The following is a 23,698-nucleotide window of genomic DNA, read 5'->3' on the forward strand; positions in this document are numbered from 1 at the left end:
TTCACTGACAAAATGAGAATACGTTCCATTTCCACCAATGAAATCCCAAAAGTCGTTACCTATTAGCACACAAGGATCGTCGCACATATTAAACCAACGCATTGGAAACGCCCATTTGTAATCTCTTTTGCTAGTGCCGTAGGGATTATATGGAAGTGCATAATATGCTCCGTCCACTGGAACAGGCTCCATACTAAGCAATTTGAACATTTTTTCTTTGCTAACCTTGGTTTGGTCGCTGTTTGGTAACGGCCCTTTCAATTCGAAGGCATAACGCTTGCCGGTTGTCAGGTTGCGAACATAAATATCGCAAATAACAGAAACAGGTATTGGGTTTCCGTGACCTGCATTGATGTACAACAATTCATCCAGCCAATTTGGGAGAATTTTATTTTGCCCCTTCTGGTTATGTTCTAACCTGTTCAAGACCTCTTGAATTCTCCGTAGCCGTTCTTCGCCGACATTGCCCGTGATGGAATGCCCCATCACACATTCACCGTGTTCTACTTTTGCAACGACTTGGGCAAGTTTTTCCCACACTCCACCGAACGGGGTAACGAAACGCCTCTCAAAATGAGACCCTTTAAAAATTTCATCAGGGACTAAAGCTGCATACAGCGGTTTCTGGGAATGATGCGTTTCTTTGATGAAAGGATCTTCAATGAGGACTTTTTTCATCACTCGGCTCATCATCGTATCAATGACTTGTTTAATGGCCTCTGCAACCTTGTCTTTATCTTTCATTTGTACGTGTTTTCCTCTTGCGTCAATAGCGCCGATGTTTCAACAAACCACACACGTTGGGTCACGCCACATACCAGCGTATAAGGTATGGTATCTGCACACTCGGCGATTTCTTCAACCGCCAGTCCATCACCCCACAAGGTAACCTTATCACCTGGCTTTGCGTCAGGTTGCGTTGTCAAGTCTACCGTGATCATATCCATTGACACCCTACCTATCAGTGGAACGCGCTGACCATTAAGTAATACAGGCGTACCTTGCTTGGCATGTCTTGGATAGCCGTCACCGTAGCCGATTGCCACCACACCAAGTGTTGTTGTCTTGTCACAAACCCAGCTATTTCCATAGCCTACCGACTCGCCTTTTTCAACTGGTTTTACCGCGATCAACTTGGAATGTAGGCTCATGACTGGCTCTAAACCTAACTTTGACGCAGTCGAATCAGGAAAAGGCGAAATGCCATAGAGCATTATCCCGGGACGCACCCAATCGCTGATGGCATCCTGCCAAGCTAAAATACCCGCCGAATTTGCGATGCTACGCTCGCCTTCGAATACCGCTGCCACATCATTAAACAGCTTGATTTGCTGTGTTGTAAAAGCATTGGTTTTATCATCGGCGCTTGCCAGATGAGTGATGAGATTGATAGGTTTTTTGATAATCTCACATTGCTTGAGCCTTTGGTGAACTAAACTTACATCTTTTGTCTTAAAACCCAGCCGATTCATGCCCGTATCAATTTTTAACCATATAGCTAGTGATTCTTGCCCTTGCCAACTTTCGATAAGCTCCAATTGGGGGTAAGAATGGGCGATGGCTTCTAATTGATAATCTATAAGGCACTGTAACTCTTCGGCATGGGTAAAGCCCTGCAATACGGCAATCCTATTTGTAATTCCCGCTTTACGCAAACGCACACCCTCATCAACGCGAGCAACGGCGAAGGCATCAGCACCATCAAAAGCTTCCGCCATACGTAGCAAACCATGCCCGTAAGCATTAGCCTTAATAACCGCCATAACTTTTGCCTGCGGCACACAACTACGCACCTTTAGGAGATTATGTCGGGCTGCATCCAGGTTAATCTCGGCATAAGCGGCTGGCCTTATCAAATGATGTCCCTATGGTTATTCATAATCCCCAGTACTATAGGAATTTCCCGCATAATTCTCAAATCGGGTGTATTGCCCCAGGAAGGTTAAGCGCACGGTTCCTAATGGGCCATTACGTTGTTTGCCGACAATGATTTCGGCAATGCCTTTATCAGGGCTGTCCTCATTGTAAACTTCATCGCGGTAGACAAACACGATCAAATCCGCGTCCTGCTCAATCGCGCCAGATTCACGCAAATCAGACATCATAGGTCGCTTATTGGGGCGCTGCTCAAGATTTCGATTCAACTGAGACAAGGCCACGACCGGTACATTCAGCTCCTTGGCTAATGCTTTCAAACCCCTTGATATATCAGAAATTTGTTGCACTCGGTTGTCGCCGCTGCTAGGCGATTGCATAAGCTGTAAATAATCCAGGACAATCAAGCCCAATTGCCCGTGTTCTCGCGTTAAGCGTCTTGCTCTTGAGCGTACTTCCGTTGGTGTTAATGCAGGTGTGTCGTCTATGAACAGTTTGGTTTCACCCAACAAACTGATAGCTGAAGTCAACCTAGGCCACTCGTGGTCTTCAAGCTTCCCTGTCCTCACTTTATGCTGGTCGATACGTCCCAACGATGACATCATCCGCATTGCCAGAGCATCGCCCGGCATTTCCATACTAAACACAGCAACAGGTTTACCACCTTGAATAGCGATATTTTCCGCCATGTTCATTGCAATTGCAGTTTTCCCCATAGAAGGTCGACCTGCCACGATAATCAAATCGGCAGGTTGTAAACCTGATGTTAATTCATCCAGATCTGTAAATCCGGTCGCCGCTCCGGTGATATTGCTGCCCTGTTCAAACAGCATTTCAATCTTATCTACCGCTCTAGCCAGTAACGATTTAATTCCGATAAAACCGCCCTGCCCGCGTTGGCGTTGTTCGGCAATTTTAAATACCTCGCGTTCTGCGTTTTCTAAAAGATCAGCGGTATCGCGGCCTTCGGTATTGAAAGCTGAATCTGATATTTCTGTGCCGACATGAATCAATTGCCGCAGTACCGACCTATCACGAACGATATTGGCATAGTTGACGATATTAGCAGCACTTGGCGTATCTTTTGCCAACATGCCCAAATAAGACAAGCCACCGACAGCTTCCAGTTCGCTTGTTGCTTCCAGGGTTTCTGATATGGTAATCACGTCGAATGGAATCTGTTGATCCGCCAGTTTTTCTATCGTGCGAAAAATCAATTGGTGATCCCTACGATAAAAGTCGGTTTCAACCACCTTATCGGAGACAGAATCCCAAGTTTGATTATCCAACATCAGGCCGCCCAACACTGCCTGCTCGGCTTGAATGGAATTGGGCGGAATCTTCAAGGATTCGTAAGCATAATCACGGTCTAACGCAAAATTTTCTGACATGGTATTGTAATTAAATTTTTTTCTTGAGGTAGTGGATAACAAATTGGCCTATGCGTTTCATTCTATCATTGTAGGGGCAATCCCTTGTGATCTTGCCCCGTTCTAGCGGACACTTGGCTAAGAGAGTAATCTCTAAAACCGAGGTATATGATGACAACCAAAAGCAATGTGATTGACGTATTGACCCTAAAATCGCATAGTTCTGTCGGCTGATTTCCTAGAAGTTGTGTAATAATCAGCACAATAACGTGAAGGTCTCCTAGTCTTTCGACAGGTTCGAAGCGAAAGGAGTCATACCCCACAAAGCCGAATCAATAGTTGTCGTAGTCAAAGTGCTAAAAATTTATTTCTTGGACATTACCAGTAGTGCTGTAATCTGTTTAGATACGAGTACTCCTAGGCTAGCGGTTAAGGTTGAACTAGCGATTGCAAAAAAATAAAGGACGGAAACCTGAATGCCAGAATTATTACGTACACTGATTGTTATTTCTGTCCTTAGTGCAGCTACATTCTGGGTTATAGCGAAAGCGCTGCCAGATTTTCTAACGGTTAAAGAATTTAAGCGCTGGGTCACCGCGTGGTTCACCATTGTGATTACAGCATTTATTTCCCACAATATCTGGTTGTTCCTAGCCATAACGGCCTGTTTTTGTTTTGTTCGGATTGCTGCAGAACCTAAATTACGGATTATTTATTACCTAGTACTATTTTGTGCAGTCCCCCAATATCCTGTTGAAATCCCTGGTCTATTAGGTATTCGTTATCTCTTTAACATAGATTATCCACGTTTATTAATTATTGCGTTATTGCTTGGCCCCTTCTTTAAGAACCATTCCAATCCCCGTTTGTTTGCTTTAAGTTCTGACCGTTATATAGTGTTGTTTGTTTGCTTGATGTCTTATTTATCATTTAGGGATAACACTTTTACCAATGCATTGAGGGAGAGTATTTTATTTTTTCTTAGTATTATTGTCCCTTACTATACGCTAAGCCGATACCTTTCAGATATATCCCAGCTAAATCGTGCATTCATCGCGATGTTCATCGGCCTGTCTCCCTTTGCGCTTGTTGGCGTTTTTGAAACGCTTAGACACTGGCATTTGTACAATGCGCTTGCGCAAAATCTTGTGGGCAGTGAAGTCGGTGGCGGCTATGATATCAGGTCAGGTGGATTGCGGGCATCAGCCATCTTTCAGGGACCGATTGTTCTCGGTTACGTCATGGTTATAGGTTTTGGATTGTTACTGTATCTAAAACCGCTTATAAAAAACCAACGTATGGCCAACATGATGGGGCTGACTATTGCCGCTTGCTTACTTGCTTCAATGGCTAGAGGGCCTTGGGTAGGTTTTGTCTCTCTATATTTAGCCTATATATGGACTGGCCGCGAAGCTGTTAAGAAAACGGCTCAATGGGCATTGGTAGGGCTTGTACTGCTGCCTGTCCTTAGCCTAACCTCGGTTGGGGATAAATTTATACAACTCCTACCTTTTATCGGTTCTACCCGATCAGACACTGTTGATTACCGTTCACGACTGTTTGAAAATGCTTGGATTGTTTTTCAACGGCATCCTTGGTTTGGTTCAACCACATTCCTTGATACCCCAGAAATGGAGAGTATGCGCCAGGGTGAAGGCATTATTGATCTTGTTAATACCTTTATACAAATAGCCCTGCCTTATGGGGTTTTTGGTTTATTTCTGTTTTTGACAATTTTTCTAGGGTTACTTTTTCGGTGTTACTTCATACTGAAACGCATTCCTCGTGACGAAGTTAATCTGATCCGAATGGGTCGGGCTTTATTTGCTATTTTGAGTGCCATTCTTACGACCATTACTACCATGAGTTCGATAAATTACGTTCCAACGTTTTACTGGGCATTAGTAGGGATTATTGCCGCTTATTTGAATGTCGCCGAAAAAACTATTAGATTGAATAGTGCAAACCGTTAACTTCGCGCTAAATTTGTTTAGAGGCAATATTCTGTTGATTTTTCAAAATTAGGCTTATTATAACAACTACTTACAATATCCAGATAAAACACGACTCTTTGAGATAAAAAATAATTTTGCACAATACCAACAGGCACAAATATCTGATGGTTCAATACAAATTAACCGAGAGGAAAAATTATGCGGTTTAGGTATATTACGAAAATTCTATTTATATATATTTTTTGCGCCTCGCAATGCCAAGCGTTTGATGAGGTTAGACTGGACGAACGCACATCGTTATTTACAGCTATAGACAAAACGATGCCTATAATAACCACAAAATATATTGGTTGGGAGGCAAAATACAAATGGGCTGGCATTAAAATTAAACCCGATACATTGATTAGAAAAGATAAGTCGACCAGTTCATCATACACTGGGCAAATACTCAATCTTGATGTGGATTTTACCTGTACAACAAACATGGATAAAGGCCAAATCACTTGGTCCTATAAATGGAATAAAAAAGTAGACCGTCCCGATGCAATTGGTTTTGGAATGGAGTTTAACCTGCTTATGGATTCTCCCAGCTTTGAAACACCGGCAAAAGCACCGGAACTGTTGCCAGGAAACCAAGGTTGGCGTTGGCAAACACCTGATGGACAGAGCATAGAGGTTAAATTTACGCCTGCCTTGGCAAAGCTTTATTTTGAACGTGATCAAAAAAAATTAATTCGTGCATTGTTCTTTTCAGCATTTAACAAAGGTGTTGAGCAGACCACTATGACGGTTACTGTGGCGGGTAAAAACTCACGCTTATCGAGTCCAGCAACCAAAATCTATGATCATAATGATACCCAAAGTTGGCACAAGGACATCCTCTCGGAGGTGGCATCTCCAATTGATTTGTCGTTTTTAAATGCTAATGATTTACCAGCAGGTAAGCATGGTTTTGTTAAAGCAAGAGCCGATCAGCTAGTTTTCGAAGATGGCACGTCTACTAAATTTTGGGGAGCCAATCTGATGGCTTCTGCTTTATTTAGCACATCTGATATTGACATAAAAGCACATGCCAAGCGCATAGCACAGCTTGGATTTAATTTGATTAGAATCCACCACCATGATTCCAAATGGTTTAAGCCAAATATATTTAAGAACCCGAAAGACAATACTCAAGAGCTTTCAACCGAATCGCTTAAGAAGCTTGATTGGTGGATTAAATGTTTGAAAGATCAAGGTGTTTATGTTTGGCTGGATCTTCATGTGGGCAGAACGTTTACAAAAAATGATGGTTTTGAGAATTTTGAAGATCTATCAAGAGGCAAGGATACAGCCGAAATTAAAGGTTTCAATTATTATAATGAAAGCATTCAAAAACAAATGCAAAAATTCAATGAAGCCTATTTAAACCATGTCAATACATTTACTAAGCTTGCTTATAAGGATGACCCTGCTGTTATTGCTTTATTGCTGACCAATGAGAACGACCTGTCTCAGCATTTCGGCAATTCATTGCTGCCGAATAAGGGTGTGCCTAACCATAACGCTATTTTTACGAATGATTTTAAACAATTTTCTGAAATCAGCGGTCTGCCAGTCAACAAAGTTTGGCTTACCTGGGAAATGGGCGAATCCAAAATTTATTTGTCGGATGTTGAACATCGATTTAATCAAAAGATGATTACACACTTGCGGAGTTTAGGTGCAAAGTCGATGGTAGCAACAACCAATAGTTGGGGAAAAATGGGGCTTTTTGGCTTGCCATCTTTAACCGATGGCGATCTGATTGATGCCCATTCGTATAGTTTTGCTGAGGAGTTTAATTATAACCCTCGATATAATCCGGGCTTTTTGTCATGGATAGGTGCAGCGCAAGTGACTGGAAAACCGCTTTCAGTAACAGAGTGGAATGTTGAGCCTTTTCCTGTTGCTGATCGATTTAGCGCACCCGTTTACACTGCAAGTATAGCTAATCTACAAGGTTGGGATGCCATGATGTTGTACGGTTACAGTCAAGAAAAGCTTGGTGGTAAGGGGAAGGCTAGCAATTATTCAACTTACAATGATCCTGCAATAATGGGGTTGATGCCGGCGGCGGCTCTACTTTACCGGCAAAACCATGTGTCGCCTGCAAAACAGGATTATGAGCTAAAACTAAGCAGGGATGACTTCTTTTATAAGAGGCAAGATCCCACCACATCAAAAGCCATCAGAACATTACTGGAAACCAGCCGTTTTACGGTTGCTGTACCCGAAACTAAAGAGCTGCCTTGGCTTAAAGGAAGCAAGCAGACCTCAAGCAAGACTCTAATCGTTAGCGATGCAAATAAGGATTTTATTCCTAAAGGGCAGGATTTCGTCCAGTCGGACACTGGGGAATTGAGGCGTGATTGGGGGAAAGGCATTCATACAATCAATTCGCCAAAATCACAAATTATATCTGGCTGGATTGGCGGCGAAACCATTAATCTTCAAGATGTAACCTTCAAAATAAATACAAAGAAAGCAGTTGTTGCGATACAGACCTTGGAAAATAAACCCATTAAAAAGTCGAAGGCTATTTTTATTACCATCATGGCTCGATCAATCCCAGCAAAAGATTATAAATTACCTTTCCTTTCAGAGCCTGTTACGGGTGAAATCGTTGTTTCAGCACCTGCGGGGCTTAAACTTTTCCCAGTAAACAGGTTGGGCGTTAAAGATAAGCCTGTCGATGCTAGTTACATTAGAGGAAAATACCATTTAAAATTGGACAATCGAAATGAAGCACATTGGTTTTTTTTAGCGGATAACTAAGGATAATCGAGGGGTAGCCATAAATTCAGATGCGAATTCAGTAGTGTCCGCGACTTTATTAATTCCTCGCTTATTTTTTAGATAGTTTGAGAATCCAACCATTTCAACACGCCGCCCCCCGCAACTCGCCCACTGGCAAAGCAAGCAGCAAGCAAATAGCCACCGGTTGGTGCTTCCCAGTCCAGCATTTCTCCGGCACAAAATACGCCTGGCAAGGCACGCAGCATTAAATGCTCATCAATGGCATCAAAACTTACGCCGCCTGCGCTGCTGATGGCTTCGGCAATGGGTCTGGTGGCTGTTAATTTGATGGGGAGTGCTTTGATTGCTGAACACAGCTTTATGGGTTCGTTAAAATCTTCTGCAGGTACGATTTCCCGCAGTAATCCTGCTTTAACGCCATCAAACCCTAAGCGTTTACGAAGATGGTTTGCCATTGATTGCTTGCCACGGGGCTGAGAAAATTTGCTTATTAATGTTTCAATTGAGTTTCCTGGTGCTAAATCCAGAGTCAAGGTCGCTGTTCTTGACAATGCGATTTCATCTCGCAAGGGCGCGGATAGCGCGTAAATCAAACTACCTTCGATGCCTGTTGTAGTTATCATGCAGTCACCCTGTTGCTGAAAGCCGTTGAACGATGCAATGACCGATTTCAAAGGCTGACCTGCAAAACGGTCACGAAAATGTTCGCTCCAACTAACATCAAAACCACAATTTGACGGCACTAAAGGGATTATTTGAACACCTCGATGAGTAAGCAAAGATGTCCACGCGCCTGTTGAACCGAGCTGTGGCCAACTACCACCACCTAAAGCCAACACAACCGCGTCAGCCTTAACTTCCCTTATGCCTTGAGGTGACATAAAGCGTAGGACTTGTGAATCAGTTTCATGCCAACCTAGCCATTGATGGCGTACATGAAAAGTAACGCCGCTTTGCCTTAACCTGTGTAGCCAGCCGCGTAATAACGGTGCGGCTTTCATTTCAGATGGAAAGATCCGACCTGAAGAGCCGATGAAGGTTTGAATACCCAATTCATGTACCCATGCCTTTAAAGCTTCTGCATCAAAACGATCCAGCATTGGCTTGATGTAGGTACTACGAGAACCATAACGGGTCAGGAATAAATCATAGGGATCGGAATGCGTAATATTAAGACCACCTTTGCCAGCAATCAGAAATTTACGTCCAATCGAGGGCATGGCATCATAGACATTAACTTTGGCTCCCGACTGGCTAATAAGCTCGGCAGCCATCAATCCGGCAGGACCGCCACCGATAATAGCGACGGTTTTATCTGAAAGGCTAGGTAATGTAAGCATTATAGTAAGATTGGGATTGGTACAAATGGGTGCAAAGCAATATGAAAAACGCTAGAGACAATATCTTTAACAACATTTCGGCAATCATACCTGAAGAACTGTTTGAAAGCTTGGTTGAGCGGGAAACCCTCAAAATTGAACGGATTGTTTCCTACGGACATAACACGCCTATTGGAGAGTGGTACGACCAGTCTTTGGACGAGTGGGTATTGTTGTTACAAGGTGAGGCGATATTGGCTTATGAAGGCGGCACTAAGGTCAAGTTGCAAGTGGGTGATTACGTTTTGATTCCAGCCCATACCCGCCATAGGGTTGAATGGACACAGCCAGAAGCTAAGACGCTTTGGCTGGCGATTCATTTCGTGCCGTCTTAGCTCAAGTAGTTAATACAACCCTGAACAAGCTTACTTTTGAGCATGACTTTTTTTCTTAGGTGCTACTTTGGATGCTTCAGGTATCGGCACTGGCACAGCTTCGGGTACTGGCACGGGCGCAGTCATTGCAGCAGTGGGTTTCTTATGTTTTTCAATAATCTGTGCTTGTTTTATACCTTGACCATACATAGTCATGGTAATCATAAAACAAATCATGGCGATGCTGCTAATTAGCCATCGGCTGGGCTTTTCCATGAAGAATAAAGCCCACTTTGGCCTAATCATCCCAACAACAAAAAAAAGCAACGTCAAAATACCTATATTTAAAGCCTGTAATACCATCTTTATTATCCCGATTAACATTTACAACACACAGTACATTATCCTGTAGCTATGCCTTTGATTGCAACATAACACAAAATTTTTAGAAGAAAACTGGAAATTACTCTCCAGTGCAGTGGCTGAAGATTTACTTTTATCCAGTCAATATTTCGGATGACTGCTAAAATCTACAGTATCAACATCCAGAAGAGCAATATCGGTATCTGCTCCAAAGGTTTTTAGGGTAAGGATCGAGGAGGTCTTATGAGTGCAGGTGTGGTTTTTTTAACGTTACTGGTATTTGCTGTTGTACTAGTGATAATGAGCGTCAAATCCGTGACCCAAGGCATGGAATTTACCGTTGAGCGTTTTGGGCGATATACCAAAACCTTAACGCCGGGCTTGAATATCATCATGCCGGTCATTGATCGGATTGGTGCCAGAATGGTCATGATGGAACAGGTGATGAATGTGCCGTCACAGGAAATCATTACCAAAGACAATGCCATGGTCACGGTAGACGGCGTGGTGTTCTACCAAGTTATGGATACACCCAAGGCCGCTTACGAGGTCAGGAATCTCGATGCCGCTATCTTAAACCTTACCATGACCAATATCCGTACTGTCATGGGCTCTATGGATTTGGATGAATTGTTATCCAAACGTGATGAGATTAATGCTCGGCTATTATCGGTAGTCGATGAAGCCACTGGCCCTTGGGGTATTAAAATTACCCGCATTGAAATCAAGGATATATCGCCACCTAAAGATCTGGTTGAAGCAATGGGGCGGCAAATGAAGGCCGAGCGCTTGAAACGTGCCTCGATTTTGGAAGCCGAAGGTCTTAGACAATCAGAAATCTTACGTGCAGAAGGCGCACAGCAAGCAACTATTTTGGAAGCCGAAGGTCGTAAAGAAGCCGCTTATCGGGATGCCGATGCCCGTGAGCGGCTGGCACAAGCAGAAGCTAAGGCGACGATGATGGTCTCGGAAGCCATTGCCAAAGGCAACATACAAGCGGTCAACTATTTTGTCGCGCAAAAATATATTGAGTCATTAAAAGATATTGCATCAGCGGGCAATAGCAAGATCATTTTCATGCCCTTGGAAGCCAGCAACATTATTGGCGCGTTGGGCGGCATCACTGAGCTGGCAAAAGAAGCGATGGTAAAGAAGGGGTAAACGATGATTGATTTTGTGTTCTGGTACTGGTGGGTGCTGGCGTTTGCATTCCTTATTCTGGAAATGCTTACCCCAGGGTTTTTCTTCATGTGGCTGGCTGTATCTGGACTTATTACAGGCTTGATAGTCTGGCTGTTTCCGTTGGTGAGTTTAAATATCCAGGTATTTATTTTTTCCATATTTTCAGTTCTTGCAGTCACCGCATGGCGGCTTTACGGCAAGAAATATCCCGTCGAAACAGACCAACCCTTACTGAATAAGCGCGGCGCACAATATATCGGGCGGATTTTTTCCTTGCACACACCGATAGAAAACGGCCAAGGCAAGATAAAAGTGGATGATTCTGTCTGGAAAGTCCATGGTGAAGACTGCGACATTAACACCAAAGTCAAAGTTACAGGCATTCGGGGGACGGTGTTTGATGTGGAAAAGCAGGGCTAAATCTTTCGTGTTTCAATATAGAGGCAGTTGGACTACCCAACAAAGCCAAACTGATGCCACTCACCCTAACTAAACCGCACTACAACTATACCAATGGATTATCTGTTAAATTCCGCGCCATGTGGCTTTCTGTCGTTTACCGATGACGGCAAAATCAACATGGTCAATGCCACCCTCCTAAAAATCCTCGGCTATGAATCAGAAGAGTTACAGGGTCAACACATTGAATTGATTCTGCCAATTACCAGCCGCATCCTCTTTCAGACAGACGTATTACCGCTTCTAAAGTTCCACGGTAAGAGGGATGAGATCTATATTTCATTGCTGCCTAAAGTCGGTAATGAGGTACTTGTTCTTATCAATGCGATTCGACATGAACGTAACAAGCAAATCTTCAATGATTGCATCTTAATGCCTATACATCGGCGCAACGAATACGAAGATCATATTCTTCGGCTACAGAAGGCGGCGGATGAAGCTACAAGCCTAATAAACAAAGTCAACGCATCCCTGGAAGAAACAGGTAAAGCTTTGAACGTTCAGCAAACCGAGTTTTTGGAAGTAAATACTCGGCTAGAAACGTTGGCTACCACGGATGAGCTGACGGGACTGAAAAATCATCGGGCATTTCAAGAAGCACTTAGTGACCAAATTGCGCTAGCCGAACGCATACCCTCTCCGCTCTCGTTGCTAATCATTGATGTAGATCACTTCAAAAGCATCAACGACACTTTCGGCCACCCAGCCGGGGACAGGTATTTGCGAAAGATAGCCGAAATTCTGCAAAGCAACTCACGGAAAGTAGACTTTGTAGCACGCTACGGTGGTGAAGAATTTGCTATTATTTTACCGAATACAAACCAACTCAGTGCCATGTTATTAGCCGAGAAACTTCGCAAGGCCATAGAAATTCAACCCTGGGTAGAGAAACTCGTTACTGCCAGTTTTGGCGTATCCACCTTATCAGAAGATATTAGTGAACAAACACAATTAATCCATTCAGCAGACCAGGCACTCTATATATCCAAAGCACGAGGGCGAAACTGCTTGACTCACGCCAATGATATAAAATCTTCGAGCGCATTAAGCGCGTTAGGGTTTTTCGCAAAAACTAAAAGGGGAGTCTTGTGATCTTAACAAGGGAAATAATACCAATCCCAATTAAGTTCACATATTATCCCTTCTCCAGTGGGAGAAGGTTAGGATGAGGGGATTCAAATACAACTTATTGGGATTGGTATAACCTAGCGATTGACTACAGCAACCCCCACTTACTCCGTGCCAAAGGCTCTCATAACGTTATCAAACTACAATTGCTCACTAAGCTTGGGGGTTAACGGATATTCGTAACACAGTATGTAGAGTTTCTAAAAAAGTCACTCAGGAACGGAATCTTTCCAGTCCATAAGGGAATCTCTAAAAATTCAAAAAACTCTTTCGCCTTCCAAGGATGAAGGAAGTACGGCAGCGAGTATGGAACTCGCGCCGCCTCCTGGTAGAAGGGGCTTTTGCTCAGCCGGACTGGGTGTAAAAGCCTATTCCGCGTGGACATTCTATTTGAAGCTACCAACTTGAGGTTTTTTTAATGACTGGCTTAATAGCAGGGCCCTTGCTTGAGATAGTTTGGACTGGGTTAATTTCCACCAATTCTGTTTCAATAACCATTAATTCATTCGGCTTTAGCTTTCCTTCCGGTGCGACATTCTCCCCATATGCCAACGTCCCTGGCACATAAAGCTCCCACTTGGAACCCACTGGCATTTTTAACAAGGCTTCCTGCCAACCTGGGATTACAGCATTGACTTTAACTATCGGTGTTTTAGGTTCTTTTTCGGTCGAGAAAAACACCTCGCCATCAAGTTTGCGGACTTTATAATTCATAGCTACCGTGTCTTTAAGGGTCGGCTTTTGCTTGTTTTTACTGTCAGTCAGTATTTTATATTGCACCCCGCTTGGAAGGCTAACCACCCCCGCCTTATTTTTATTCTGTTTTAGAAAAGCTCGCCATCCGCGATGTTTTTCTTGCTAGTTCTATCCATATACAGCATCTGTTGCACATAGACCCAATCCTTACCGCGTTGTAATTGTTCGGAATTAAGCCGCATTGGTTGTTTATTCAGCACGTCGTTGATGCCCAACAAAAACAGTTCGCCATCTATCGGTATTTCATTGCGTTGTAACAACTCAACATATTGTACGCCTTGGGCATAGCTCGATTTTTGCATGTCCGTGGTTAACACAGGCCCCTTGCTTGGAATTGGTGGCGTGGTTGCACAACCAGTCAATAACATTAATAAGCCGATTGATAAAGGAAGTGTTAGTTTAGTCATTGAGCCTCGCATAGTATTTCAAGTTAAAAAACCGTGTATTGCACCGGTACTACCCCCCCTTTCAGCCGGACGGGGCATGTTACCAATACCGTTAAGTTAAGAAAAAACTCCCTCTCCTGCTGGATGTCTACATCACTATGCACCTTTGCCTAAATCAAAAACCATAATTCCAAGTAACCGCCAGACTGTAATCGCGGTCTAGTTGATAACCGTTGTAGTCGGTATGGATGGGTTGCAACCACTCGAATTTGAGGGTGTTGCCGGCAAATGCGCCGCTGGGGGCTGTGACGTTAAAGCCCAAGCCCAAATCGACAAACTGGCCGCCGTAATTGGCGGGGTTGTCGAAGGAGCCGACATGGGTTGGAATGAATGGCTTGTTATCTCTAGGATTAATCACCGGCAAATAGTGTCCGCGTACTGCGCCTTGGGCGGTATAAACACCGCGTACGGTGGTGGATAGCCAGTTGGTCCATTGGTAACCGCCCCAGACGCTGCCCTGAAAAATATCGCCAAAGGTAAAGTTGGATTCGTTCCGGCTTTCCAGGCGTTTGGTGCCGGTCACCTGTGCGCCCCAGGACGTTTGCTCCAGCTCGCCGGTGTAGGTCAGGCTGGGCTTGAAATCCCAAGTGCCGCTACCCAGTTGCATACCGTAATGGATAGGCACATCAGGCACACCTGCTGTTATACCTTCGGTTTTTCGGAGCGTAATGTCGGTATCACTGGTTGGTGCTGTGCCGCCCAGGCTGAGATTAACCTGATGGCCTGGCCGTTCAAACAGCTTGAACATGGCATACACACCGGTGTCGCCCACCCCACCAATTTGGTGACTGTGGACAGGCGCGCCGCTTCTATGGCCGTGACCACCTGGTGCAGTTTCCAATCCCGTCATCTCCATATCCATGTCCATCCACTGCGGCATCACCATCAAGGTCAGCCAATCAGTAGGGGCAACCATCAGATCAAGCATATGCATGCTCATGTTCATCTGCTTGGGCGAAACCGAACAGGCGATATCGACACAGCTATTCAAGCCCACATCATTCAGGCTGACTGCATGACTGCCATGCAGCATGTCCCCCGCCTGTTCGTTACGCATGAAGCGGTAGCCGACCATAAAATCACCGGCTTTTTCCAAGGTATGGTCAAACATCACGCCAGCTGGGGATTTGGTGGCATGACGGTGGCCGCCTGTATGCCCGGAATGATTGCCGAGTGTACCGATGGCCTCCAAATTGACTTTCAGCGCGGCGTTTGCCACCCAATAATCGTAATCGGCAAAGGCTTGCTCGCCCCCGCCGCCTATTTTTAGGCTGCCTTGGTGCTTGTAATACTCAAACTCGGTTTCCAGGCTCACCCCTTTGGCAAATTGCTTGGCGACGGTTACGCCGCCGCTTAACGCGCCAAAACCGGACAAGCGCTGGTCGCTGGAATAGAATTTGGGCAACTCTCGGTTGAGGGGTGAATTAACAGGTAGGCCTGTTGCTGGATCAATAACGTCTACCGTCGTGATGAAAGGTGCATAGAAATCCGCGCCTGATTGGGAGTAATAACGCACCCGTGGCGTAACCGACCAGCCTGAGCATATAGGCTGCACCCAATCTACTTCAAACGTATGGGCGTTAATGCCCCAATCGTCGTGGGCAAAGTGGTAGTCGAAGTGCAAGGCAGCATCGAAGGGCGCGATATACTGGTTGTAACCTAAACTCCAGTTGAACTGGTTGCGCTCCTCAGGCCGTTTTTCCAGCCGACCTCCACCTTGAAATAAAACCCGTTGATCAGGGTCTTATCCTGCCTCTGATTGCCCATTAAAAACATAGACCAGTTTATATGGGTTGGCGAGGTAGCCGGTGCTGCGGATATAGCCAAAACCCAGTTCCAGCACATTGTCAGGGGTAAGCGCCTGGGTCAAGCCCAATTGGGTGCCCCAATCTTGGCGCTTGCCGCGTAGTATCGCCTGCTGGCGACCGCCATTGCTGGGATAGAGGGGGTTAAACTGGGATTCGATTTGGGCGGGAGCACCGTCAATCGGCCTATATCCAGATAGACCGCTAGTTTCGTCTAAAAAGGCTTCATCGTAACCTTCGGTGCTGATATAGGGCAATGCGTCCGGATCGAGATGTGCAAAAGTGTCGCTGTTGGTGTAACTTAAGCTCACATTAACGGTGGTGCGTTTCTGGTTAAAATCCATGCGCCCGCCCAAGTTGACAAAACGGGATTCATAATCGTTTTCCACCGAGATGCCGCCCCCCACATTCACGGCCGCCTCGTCCCAGTCATAATTGAGCGAAAAATCGCCCTGTTTGCGCGTTTCCAGCGAGGCGTAAGACAGCACATGGGCAACCTGGTTTTGTTTTGTCCCTATAAAAGGTCCTGCACCGGTTAAAAAATTACGCAAGGCACTAAAAATATTACACTTGCCATCCATAAAAACATCTGAATTACTAGGCCTTGCCCAAGGCGATGCCCCTCCAAAAACCGTGCCGTCTTCTCCAACAGATGACACCCCGTTGGCACCAATAATAGCGGGTGTCGTTCCCAGCGGCGTAGCCCCAGACCAAGTGTCCTGAATATAGTCAAACGAAAACCTCACCCGGTCAGTCAAACTAAAACGACCGCTACCGTGCAAGCTATCTACTTCAATCGGATTGCTGAGATAGGGTTGCTTGGAAACGCTATTCAAACCATTTACACCTGTCACAGAATCAAAAAAACCGTACGCAATATAATTATCCCGCTTGCCTTCCTGGTAATGGCTGTACTGGAAATCCACGCTGTCATCTGCGGCGGCATGGGCTGGGGATTGTAGCAAGCCGGGCAGGATAAGAGCGGCGGCGGTGAGGGCTTGAAGGGATGAGACCATGACAATTCCCTCTCCCTCTGGGAGAGGGTTAGGGTGAGGGTTTTTTGTAAAGCCCCTCATCTCGGCCGTCTCCCTCCGGGATGCCTACATGGATGTAGGTAGTAGGCCAATGCAGGACGACAAACTGCTCCTGCGTTTGCTGCATTCAGTACGTCCTGTACTTCAGCTATTGCCGAGAAGGTTGGGGTGAGAGATTTAAAATCAAGCATTTACAACCCTCACCCTAGCCCTCTCCCAGAGGGAGAGGGGATTTCCCTCAGCCGGATGGGGCATGTTGTCCCGTCCGTAGGGTTTCGCCGTGGTTCAAAAACACCGTCATCGGCAAAACGTGCGTGACGGGGTAACATACCCAATGCCGTTAAGTTAAGCGATTGAGTCCCTTCTCCCTTGGGGGAGAAGGTTAGGATGAGGGGATTCATATAACAATTTTGGGGATTGGTATTAGTTATGGGTTCTAATACAACGGACATTGATTAGCCCTTACAAGCTTGGCTTATTTGTTTTGCCAACAATAACGCCCGGTTGAGTTGTGTAAACCCAACCGGATACTGCTTACTACGGCAACTGGGATAAGGAAGTGGCCTCGTCCCGCAGCCCCGGTTGTTGTTTCTATTATGGCAACACAAGCCGGTGGTCGCCATCCAGCCACATCACATGCAAAATGAAATAAAATCATGTGATACCCGCTGGCAGGGTACTATTGAGGCATATATAACGAATAGCGGCATGCACGCCCATAAAATTATACGAATCCCCTCATCCCAGCCTTCTCCCTCTGGAGAAGGTTTCAATGAGAACTTATTGGGATTGGTATTACATCACCATCTTGAACTAGGCTTGATGTCACCATCGGGGGCTGCCGTAAGTGCTTTGACTGCTGCCTTAGCGGACGAGGGTGGTTTAATACCGACCAGTTCAACATCAAAAATCAATGTTTCGTTTTGTTGTATTTTCCCTTCGGGCGCACCGACTTCCCCATAAGCCAAGTTTGATGGGATATAAAGCTCCCACTTAGAACTTGCCGTCATCATCAATAAAGCCTCTTGCCAACCTTTAACTAAACCCGCTATCGGCAATTCCGGTATTTTGGGGGATTTTTGTGTATTCGCCAGCTCTTCACCGCTAATACGAGCAAGGCGGTAACGCACCAGTGCAATATCTTTAAGTTTTAGCTTGTTCGTGCTTTTACCATTAACCAGTATTTTGTACTGCAAGCCACTGGCTGTAGTGTGTACGCCAGGTTTTTGCTTATTGGCATCAAGGAATGCCGTGCCGGTTTTTGAATTTTCCTTTCCTATTTTCTCGTTGTACAAAAATTGTTGCACGTACACCCAGTCTTGCCCTCTTTGTAGTTGTTCAGGGTCAAGGCGCGCTGGATTTTTATTCAACTCATCATTCATCCCCAGCACAAATAAATCCTGATCTAGCGGGATTTCACTTTGTTTCAAGAATTTCATGTATTGAATACCTTGGGCATAGCTGGACTTTTGCATATCGGATTGTAGGATAGGTTTGTTTTCTACCGGTTTTATCGGGGCAGTATTTGTGGCGCACCCTGTTGATAGCAGTAATAGCAGGACGGATGTTAAAAATTTTTCAGGCATCGTTTCTCCTTAAGGTTAAAAAATGTAACTTTTCACTACGAATAGCCACCATTCCAATAGAATGGTGGCTTTATAGTTTCCCTGTTTCCTCAACTTAAAATCCGTACCCCCAAGTAAACGCCAAGCTGTAATCTCTATCTAGTTGATAGCCGTTATAGTCGGTATGCAGGGGTTGTAGCCATTCAAACTTAAGCGTGTTACCGGCAAATGCGCCGTTAGGAATAGTGACGTTGATACCCAAACCCAAATCCACAAACTGGCCACCGTAATTTACGGATTTGTCGAATGGGCCGACATGGGTTTGCACAAAGGGGAGTCCGGTAAGGGATTGAATTTCCGTAGGTGCTGGGTATGCGCCTCGTATTGCCCCCTGTGTGGTATAAACTCCGCGCACGGTCGTTGCCAGCCAATTTGTCCATTGATAACCGCCCCACACACTGCCCTGAAAGATATCGCCAAAGGCAAAATTAGACGCATTCCGGCTTTCCAGCCGTTTTGTGCCGGTGACTTGACCGCCCCAGGAAAACCGATCCATTTCGCCAGTATAGGTCAGGCTAGGCTTAAAATCCCAAGTGCCACTCCCCAACTGCATGCCATAATGGAGGGGGATATTAGATAAATGACCCGTTACCGATCCGGTTTTCCTCAATTTAATGCCGACATCCCCGGTTGGGGCGGTGCCGCCCAGGCTGAGCGTGATATGGTGGTTAGGTCGCCCAAATAGTTTAAACAAAGCATATACGCCGGTATCGCCGACACCACCAGTCTGGTGGTTATGGCTAACGCCGGCGGCATGATTATGTCCACCTTCGGAAACAAACTCCTTCAGGGGTGTCATCGTCATTTCCATGTCCATCCACTGCGGCATAACCATTAAAGTCAACCAGTCAGTAGGGGCAACCATCAAATCCAGCATGTGCATATTCATCGTCATGTTATCGGGCGAAACCGCGCATTCCTGGTCGCCGCAGCCATTAAAGCGCACCGTATCTGGGCTAACAGCTTGCGAGCCTGACAGCATATCGCCTGCCTGTTCGCTACGCATAAAGCGGTAGCCGACCATGAAATCGCCGGATTTATTCAGAGTATGGTCGAACATGACCCCAGAGGGGGAATTGCCATGGTGATGAGGTACGTGATCGGAATGCCCACCATGACCGCTGCCACCAGAACCTAATGCAGCCAAATTAATCTTGAGCGCGGCATTGGCTACCCAGTAGTCGTAATCGGCAAAGGCTTGTTCACCGCCACCACCCAGCTCAAGGCTGCCTTGGTGGGTATAGTATTCAAAACCAGTTTCAAGGCTAACACCCTTGGCAAATTGCTTGGCTACAGTTACCCCGCCGCTTAAAGCGCCAAAACCAGAAAGGCGTTGGTCGCTGGAATAATTCTTTGGCAACGGTTTGGAATATATTTTTTCCCCAGTAATAGGATCGTTACCCGTAGTTATTGAACGCACATCAGGGGTATAAAAATCCGCGCTGGATTGGGAGTAATAGCGAACCCGTGGCGTAACTGTCCAGCCTGCACCTAAAGGCTGCACCCAATCCGCTTCTAAAGTATGGGCGTTAATGCCCCAATCGTCATGGGTAAAGTGGTAGTCAAAATGCAAGGCGGCATCAAACGAAGCCAGGTACTGGTTATAACCCAGATTCCAGTTGAACTGGTTGCGCTCTTCCGGGCGTTTCTCAAGCCGTCCGCCACCGACAGATAATAAAGGTTTGCTCGGGTCTAGCCCTGGTTGTTCTATATTCTCGATAAAATAAACCAGCTTGTAAGGGTTGGCTAGGTAACCGGTGCTGCGGGTGTAACCCATGCCCAGTTCCAGCACGGCATCTTTATTCAACACTTGCGTCAAGCCCAGTTGGGTGCCCCAGTCCTGGCGTTTGCCACGAAGCACTGCGCCGGTTAGTATTCCCTTGTTATCAAAAGCCCTGTCAATTTGGGCTGGTGCGCCATCAGTGGGCTTATAAGTTATCGCACCAGAATTTACGTCAGTTATTAGTTCATCATACCCTCGTGTACTAATAAACATTAGCCCATCAGGATCTATTGCCGCAGAGGTATCGCTGTTGGTGTAGCTCAAGCCTACGTTGACAGTGGTTTGTTTCTGGTTAAAATCCATACGCCCACCCAGGTTAACAAAGCGGGATTCATAATCGTTTTCCACCGATATGCCGCCGCCGATATCCACTGCTGCCTCATCCCAGTCATAACTGAGTTTAAAATCACCTTGCTTTCGCGTTTCCGGCGAGGCGTAAGACATCACATGAGTGAGTTGATTAGATTTTATTCCTGATAACTTTTCCCTTAAGCTATCTATGGCTGTATAGGCGTTGCCTTTGCTGTCCAAGAAGAATTGCGCGGTATCTTTTGCAAACGGCGAAGCGCCTGTGACAATAGCCCCATTGGCACGCAGCGCGGCAGGCGCTGTACCGAGCGGTGTCGCCCCAGACCAAGTGTCCTGGGTATAGTTAAAAGCAAATTTGACGCGGTCAGTCAGTGAGAAACGGCTACTGCCATGGATGCTGTCCACTTCAATCGGATTAACGTGATTGGGTTGTTTGATAATATTGCTGGGTATCCCCTCACCGGTTAGGGGATCAGTAGTATTATCAAAGCTGTAAACACTCCGCTTGCCTTCCTGGTAATGGCTGTATTGGAAGTCCACACTGTCTTCGTCGGCGGCATGCGCTGCTGGCTGGAATAAGCCCGGTAAGATGAGGGCGGCGGCGGTTAAGGCTTTCAGGGATGGGGGGGAAGCCATGAAAATTCCCTCTCCCTCTGGGAGAGGGTTAGGGTGAGGGTTTTTTGTAAAGCCCCTCATCCCAGCCTTCTCACTCAGGGAGAAGGGGTTCGTCCAATTTTTACAGTTCCCCTTAATAACACCCACAACCACCCCCTTGCGCCGCATTGCCGCCAGCCGCCGCTTCGCGGCTGCCATAGTTATGCGCCCGTAACGCACTTTGCAGCGGATACGGGTCTAACGCCATCTGCGGCTTGGCAAGGTTGCCGCGCTCCCAGGGTTGCACTGGGGCGCAGGAAGTAAGGGCAATAACGCAGATGAGTGGTAATACGGATTTGTTTTGGATCATTGATATACTCTTAATTCAATAGGCATAAGTTTTCCATCTGACTTATAGCCAGATTGAGTAAATAAAAAACTTATGCGGGTTAAACAACTGTCTACATGGTGGTCAAAACAACAGAAAAGAAGGCAAACCACCTTGGTTTGCACTCCTTTTATTAATATCGTCGAGTTACTTTTTTCTTGTGCCAAGCGACTTGATCCTTCAGTCGTTTGGCATAAGCGCACAACCATCAACAGAGGTCATTACCTATGCGGAACGGAAAGCTAAGTAGCGCAGTTACTGCAGCTTGGCTTATTGATTAATGATTGGTGTGCCTGGAATAGTGCCAGCGAGGTTACCGCCAAAGATAAGCGTTCCCACCTCAGCGGCTGGGTCACCTGGTAAGCCAACGGATTTTTCGCAATGCAAATCACCCGAATAAGTATTGGCAGATGGAGCCACTGCAGATGTTGCATGATTAAATACAGCAATATGCTCGCTGCCGTTAGATGCAGGCTGCTGGGTAAATGGACTGAGAACCCCAGTACTTGACTGTGTCAGCGCAGTGCTAACTACAGGTGTAAACGTCTTGGCAATCGCTACCCTCACAGTACCAGTACCACTGTTTCTTTTTACCCGCGCTACAAAACGGGTGGGTACACCATCGACATTTGTAGAACACCGAACATGCCAAACATCCAGAGCTAAATGGTTTGCTGCTAAGCTTCCGGTTATAGGATGTCCCCAACTGATGCCAGAACACCCGACAACCGCCAAAAATAGTGCAGATAATGTAGTAGTTTTAAACATATCATGTTTCATTTATAATTTCCTTCTGGCATTTTGCCAGGTTACATTAATAAAAATATTGTGTTACAACCAGCATCCTTAGATGCTATCCGTTTGGACAGGCTTGAATTAACTAGCACCTGTCCGTGCGGTTTTGCCTCGGACTTCGTTACTGCGAAGGCCGAGACAAGGGCGACTCCTTGTCACCCTTACTTCAGTGACTGATGGCTTTTTTAATGCTATCCGTCACTGAAATTTTCTTTTTCACTTTTTTATTTAGCGCTGTTGCTGTTTAAGTTCTGCAAGTTTTGCCGTTGCATAACTTCTTACGCTTTCATCACTATCGGTAAGGGCGCGTTCTAATATGTCAGTATTACCCCCCGCTTTATCTACTACCGCTATGCGAACATCCGGGCTTTTATCCCGCAATGCACGACCCAGATAATCGGTGGCATTGTCTTTATCCAGATAAGACATTGTCCCCACGGCTTGCGCCCGCACACTGGCATCTTTATCGACCATCGCCTCTTCCAAGGCATTACGGACATTAGGGTCATCAATTTTTCCGACCGATGCTAAGTTGGTAATGGCTTCGGCACGCTGTTCAACACTTTTCGCTTTTTTGAGTTGTTCCAAAAGCATTTCTAATTGTTCCTGGTTAGCTTGATCCATTTGTGCTTGCTCTTCTGGTGTGGGCGCGGGTTCAACCGGTTGGCCTCTTGTTGCCGTATTTAGTGGCGTAGGCTTTACCGTCACCGCCTGACAACTGCCCACACTCGAACCCAACAACCAAAATTCTGCGGGTTTGTCTTTTTGTGGCTTATGGGCAACCAGCCCAACTTGTTTGGCGACCAGGCAATCCATGACTTGCCCGACGTTTGCGCCGACACAGGTGGCGGTAACGGGCGCTTCGGGCAGGACGGAATAATGGATTTGTGCGCCAGTCTTGTCGGCGATAGCTTTCAGGATTTGCCCCAACGGCGCAGCCCTCGCTTCAAGGCGGATTGCGGTGTTGTCGTGTTTGGATAGGCCGATCTGTATGCTGGTCGGTTGGCTGGGTTGTAAGCTATTGCTTATTTGCTCTGTGTTGGCGAATACGGCAGGCACACACAGCACAAGGTAGGCAAAAAACAAAGCTAGAATTAAGGCTTGTGGCGTGTTCATCAATAAACGGTCAATCGGTTATTTAGTGCTGTTAAGAAATAATACCAATCCCAAGAAGTTGTTATATAACCCCCCTCATCCTGGCCTTCTCCCTTTGGAGAAGGGGTCAATGAGATCTTATTGGGATTGGTATAACACGGGGTACTTGGCACATTTAGGAATCTGTAAAAATCCTTTCTCCCGAAAGGAGACGGGGTCAAAACGACTGAGTGACTTCCTCTTTCCTTGCGGGGGGGGGGGGGGG

General features: G+C 46.0%; 18 protein-coding genes and 1 pseudogene. 6 read left to right on the plus strand and 13 right to left on the minus strand.

The window, feature by feature from the left end; all coding sequences use genetic code 11:
• From ABL924_RS12395 to dnaB, 3 genes are all read right to left on the minus strand, one after another.
• On the minus strand, positions 1 to 744 hold a 744-nt coding region (locus tag ABL924_RS12395), incomplete at its 3' end, for a TdeIII family type II restriction endonuclease (RefSeq protein WP_349027406.1).
• Positions 741 to 1,853: an alanine racemase gene (alr, locus tag ABL924_RS12400; protein WP_349027423.1), complete on the minus strand. Its 1,113-nt coding sequence runs from the start codon at positions 1,851 to 1,853 to the stop codon at positions 741 to 743. The genes ABL924_RS12395 and alr, both read right to left, overlap by 4 nt.
• 18 nt (positions 1,854 to 1,871) lie before the next feature.
• Positions 1,872 to 3,266 carry a replicative DNA helicase gene (dnaB, locus tag ABL924_RS12405; RefSeq protein WP_349027407.1) on the minus strand — a complete coding sequence of 465 codons (1,395 nt, stop codon included), beginning with the start codon at positions 3,264 to 3,266 and terminating at the stop codon, positions 1,872 to 1,874.
• Positions 3,267 to 3,721: 455 nt separating this feature from the next.
• Between dnaB and ABL924_RS12410 the strand changes: the two genes are divergently transcribed.
• Both ABL924_RS12410 and ABL924_RS12415 read left to right on the plus strand, forming a co-directional pair.
• Complete coding sequence (locus tag ABL924_RS12410; RefSeq protein ID WP_349027408.1) at positions 3,722 to 5,218, plus strand: O-antigen ligase family protein; 1,497 nt, start codon at positions 3,722 to 3,724, stop codon at positions 5,216 to 5,218.
• Between the two features lie 180 nt (positions 5,219 to 5,398).
• Entirely contained in the window at positions 5,399 to 7,996 is a 2,598-nt protein-coding gene (locus tag ABL924_RS12415) for a cellulase family glycosylhydrolase (RefSeq protein ID WP_349027409.1), read from the plus strand.
• Between the two features lie 77 nt (positions 7,997 to 8,073).
• Here the strand turns inward: ABL924_RS12415 and ABL924_RS12420 are convergent, their stop codons facing one another.
• Positions 8,074 to 9,318: a TIGR03862 family flavoprotein gene (locus tag ABL924_RS12420; protein WP_349027410.1), complete on the minus strand. Its 1,245-nt coding sequence runs from the start codon at positions 9,316 to 9,318 to the stop codon at positions 8,074 to 8,076.
• A gap of 41 nt (positions 9,319 to 9,359) precedes the next feature.
• Between ABL924_RS12420 and ABL924_RS12425 the strand changes: the two genes are divergently transcribed.
• Positions 9,360 to 9,692: a cupin domain-containing protein gene (locus tag ABL924_RS12425; RefSeq protein ID WP_349027411.1), complete on the plus strand. Its 333-nt coding sequence runs from the start codon at positions 9,360 to 9,362 to the stop codon at positions 9,690 to 9,692.
• A 30-nt stretch (positions 9,693 to 9,722) separates the two neighbouring features.
• Here ABL924_RS12425 and ABL924_RS12430 read toward each other — a convergent pair whose 3' ends face one another.
• Positions 9,723 to 10,034, minus strand: coding sequence for a hypothetical protein (locus tag ABL924_RS12430; RefSeq protein ID WP_349027412.1), 312 nt, complete (start codon positions 10,032 to 10,034; stop codon positions 9,723 to 9,725).
• Between the two features lie 243 nt (positions 10,035 to 10,277).
• Here ABL924_RS12430 and ABL924_RS12435 point away from each other — a divergent pair, with 243 nt between their 5' ends.
• From ABL924_RS12435 to ABL924_RS12445, 3 genes are all read left to right on the plus strand, one after another.
• Entirely contained in the window at positions 10,278 to 11,195 is a 918-nt protein-coding gene (locus ABL924_RS12435) for an SPFH domain-containing protein (RefSeq protein WP_349027413.1), read from the plus strand.
• 3 nt (positions 11,196 to 11,198) lie between these two features.
• Positions 11,199 to 11,636, plus strand: coding sequence for an NfeD family protein (locus ABL924_RS12440; protein ID WP_349027414.1), 438 nt, complete (start codon positions 11,199 to 11,201; stop codon positions 11,634 to 11,636).
• Positions 11,637 to 11,729: 93 nt separating this feature from the next.
• Positions 11,730 to 12,767, plus strand: coding sequence for a GGDEF domain-containing protein (locus ABL924_RS12445; RefSeq protein ID WP_349027415.1), 1,038 nt, complete (start codon positions 11,730 to 11,732; stop codon positions 12,765 to 12,767).
• A gap of 432 nt (positions 12,768 to 13,199) precedes the next feature.
• Here ABL924_RS12445 and ABL924_RS12450 read toward each other — a convergent pair whose 3' ends face one another.
• From ABL924_RS12450 to ABL924_RS12485, 8 genes and pseudogenes are all read right to left on the minus strand, one after another.
• Positions 13,200 to 13,583 carry an FKBP-type peptidyl-prolyl cis-trans isomerase gene (locus ABL924_RS12450; protein WP_349027416.1) on the minus strand — a complete coding sequence of 128 codons (384 nt, stop codon included), beginning with the start codon at positions 13,581 to 13,583 and terminating at the stop codon, positions 13,200 to 13,202.
• A gap of 44 nt (positions 13,584 to 13,627) precedes the next feature.
• On the minus strand, positions 13,628 to 13,966 hold the full coding sequence (locus tag ABL924_RS12455; RefSeq protein ID WP_349027417.1) for an FKBP-type peptidyl-prolyl cis-trans isomerase N-terminal domain-containing protein: 339 nt from the start codon (positions 13,964 to 13,966) through the stop codon (positions 13,628 to 13,630).
• A gap of 154 nt (positions 13,967 to 14,120) precedes the next feature.
• A pseudogene (locus ABL924_RS12460) lies at positions 14,121 to 16,886 on the minus strand (DUF3570 domain-containing protein).
• 758 nt (positions 16,887 to 17,644) lie between these two features.
• Complete coding sequence (locus tag ABL924_RS12465) at positions 17,645 to 18,430, minus strand: FKBP-type peptidyl-prolyl cis-trans isomerase N-terminal domain-containing protein (protein WP_349027418.1); 786 nt, start codon at positions 18,428 to 18,430, stop codon at positions 17,645 to 17,647.
• Between the two features lie 94 nt (positions 18,431 to 18,524).
• Positions 18,525 to 21,197, minus strand: coding sequence for a DUF3570 domain-containing protein (locus tag ABL924_RS12470; RefSeq protein ID WP_349027419.1), 2,673 nt, complete (start codon positions 21,195 to 21,197; stop codon positions 18,525 to 18,527).
• 112 nt (positions 21,198 to 21,309) lie between these two features.
• Positions 21,310 to 21,525 carry a DUF4266 domain-containing protein gene (locus ABL924_RS12475; RefSeq protein WP_349027420.1) on the minus strand — a complete coding sequence of 72 codons (216 nt, stop codon included), beginning with the start codon at positions 21,523 to 21,525 and terminating at the stop codon, positions 21,310 to 21,312.
• A 288-nt stretch (positions 21,526 to 21,813) separates the two neighbouring features.
• Positions 21,814 to 22,323 carry a hypothetical protein gene (locus ABL924_RS12480; RefSeq protein WP_349027421.1) on the minus strand — a complete coding sequence of 170 codons (510 nt, stop codon included), beginning with the start codon at positions 22,321 to 22,323 and terminating at the stop codon, positions 21,814 to 21,816.
• 243 nt (positions 22,324 to 22,566) lie between these two features.
• Positions 22,567 to 23,454, minus strand: a complete 888-nt coding sequence (locus tag ABL924_RS12485) for a HEAT repeat domain-containing protein (protein WP_349027422.1) — start codon at positions 23,452 to 23,454, stop codon at positions 22,567 to 22,569.
• Positions 23,455 to 23,698 lie beyond the last annotated feature (244 nt).

Origin of the sequence: Methyloglobulus sp. (assembly GCF_040079455.1) — a bacterium.
Lineage (GTDB): Bacteria > Pseudomonadota > Gammaproteobacteria > Methylococcales > Methylomonadaceae > Methyloglobulus.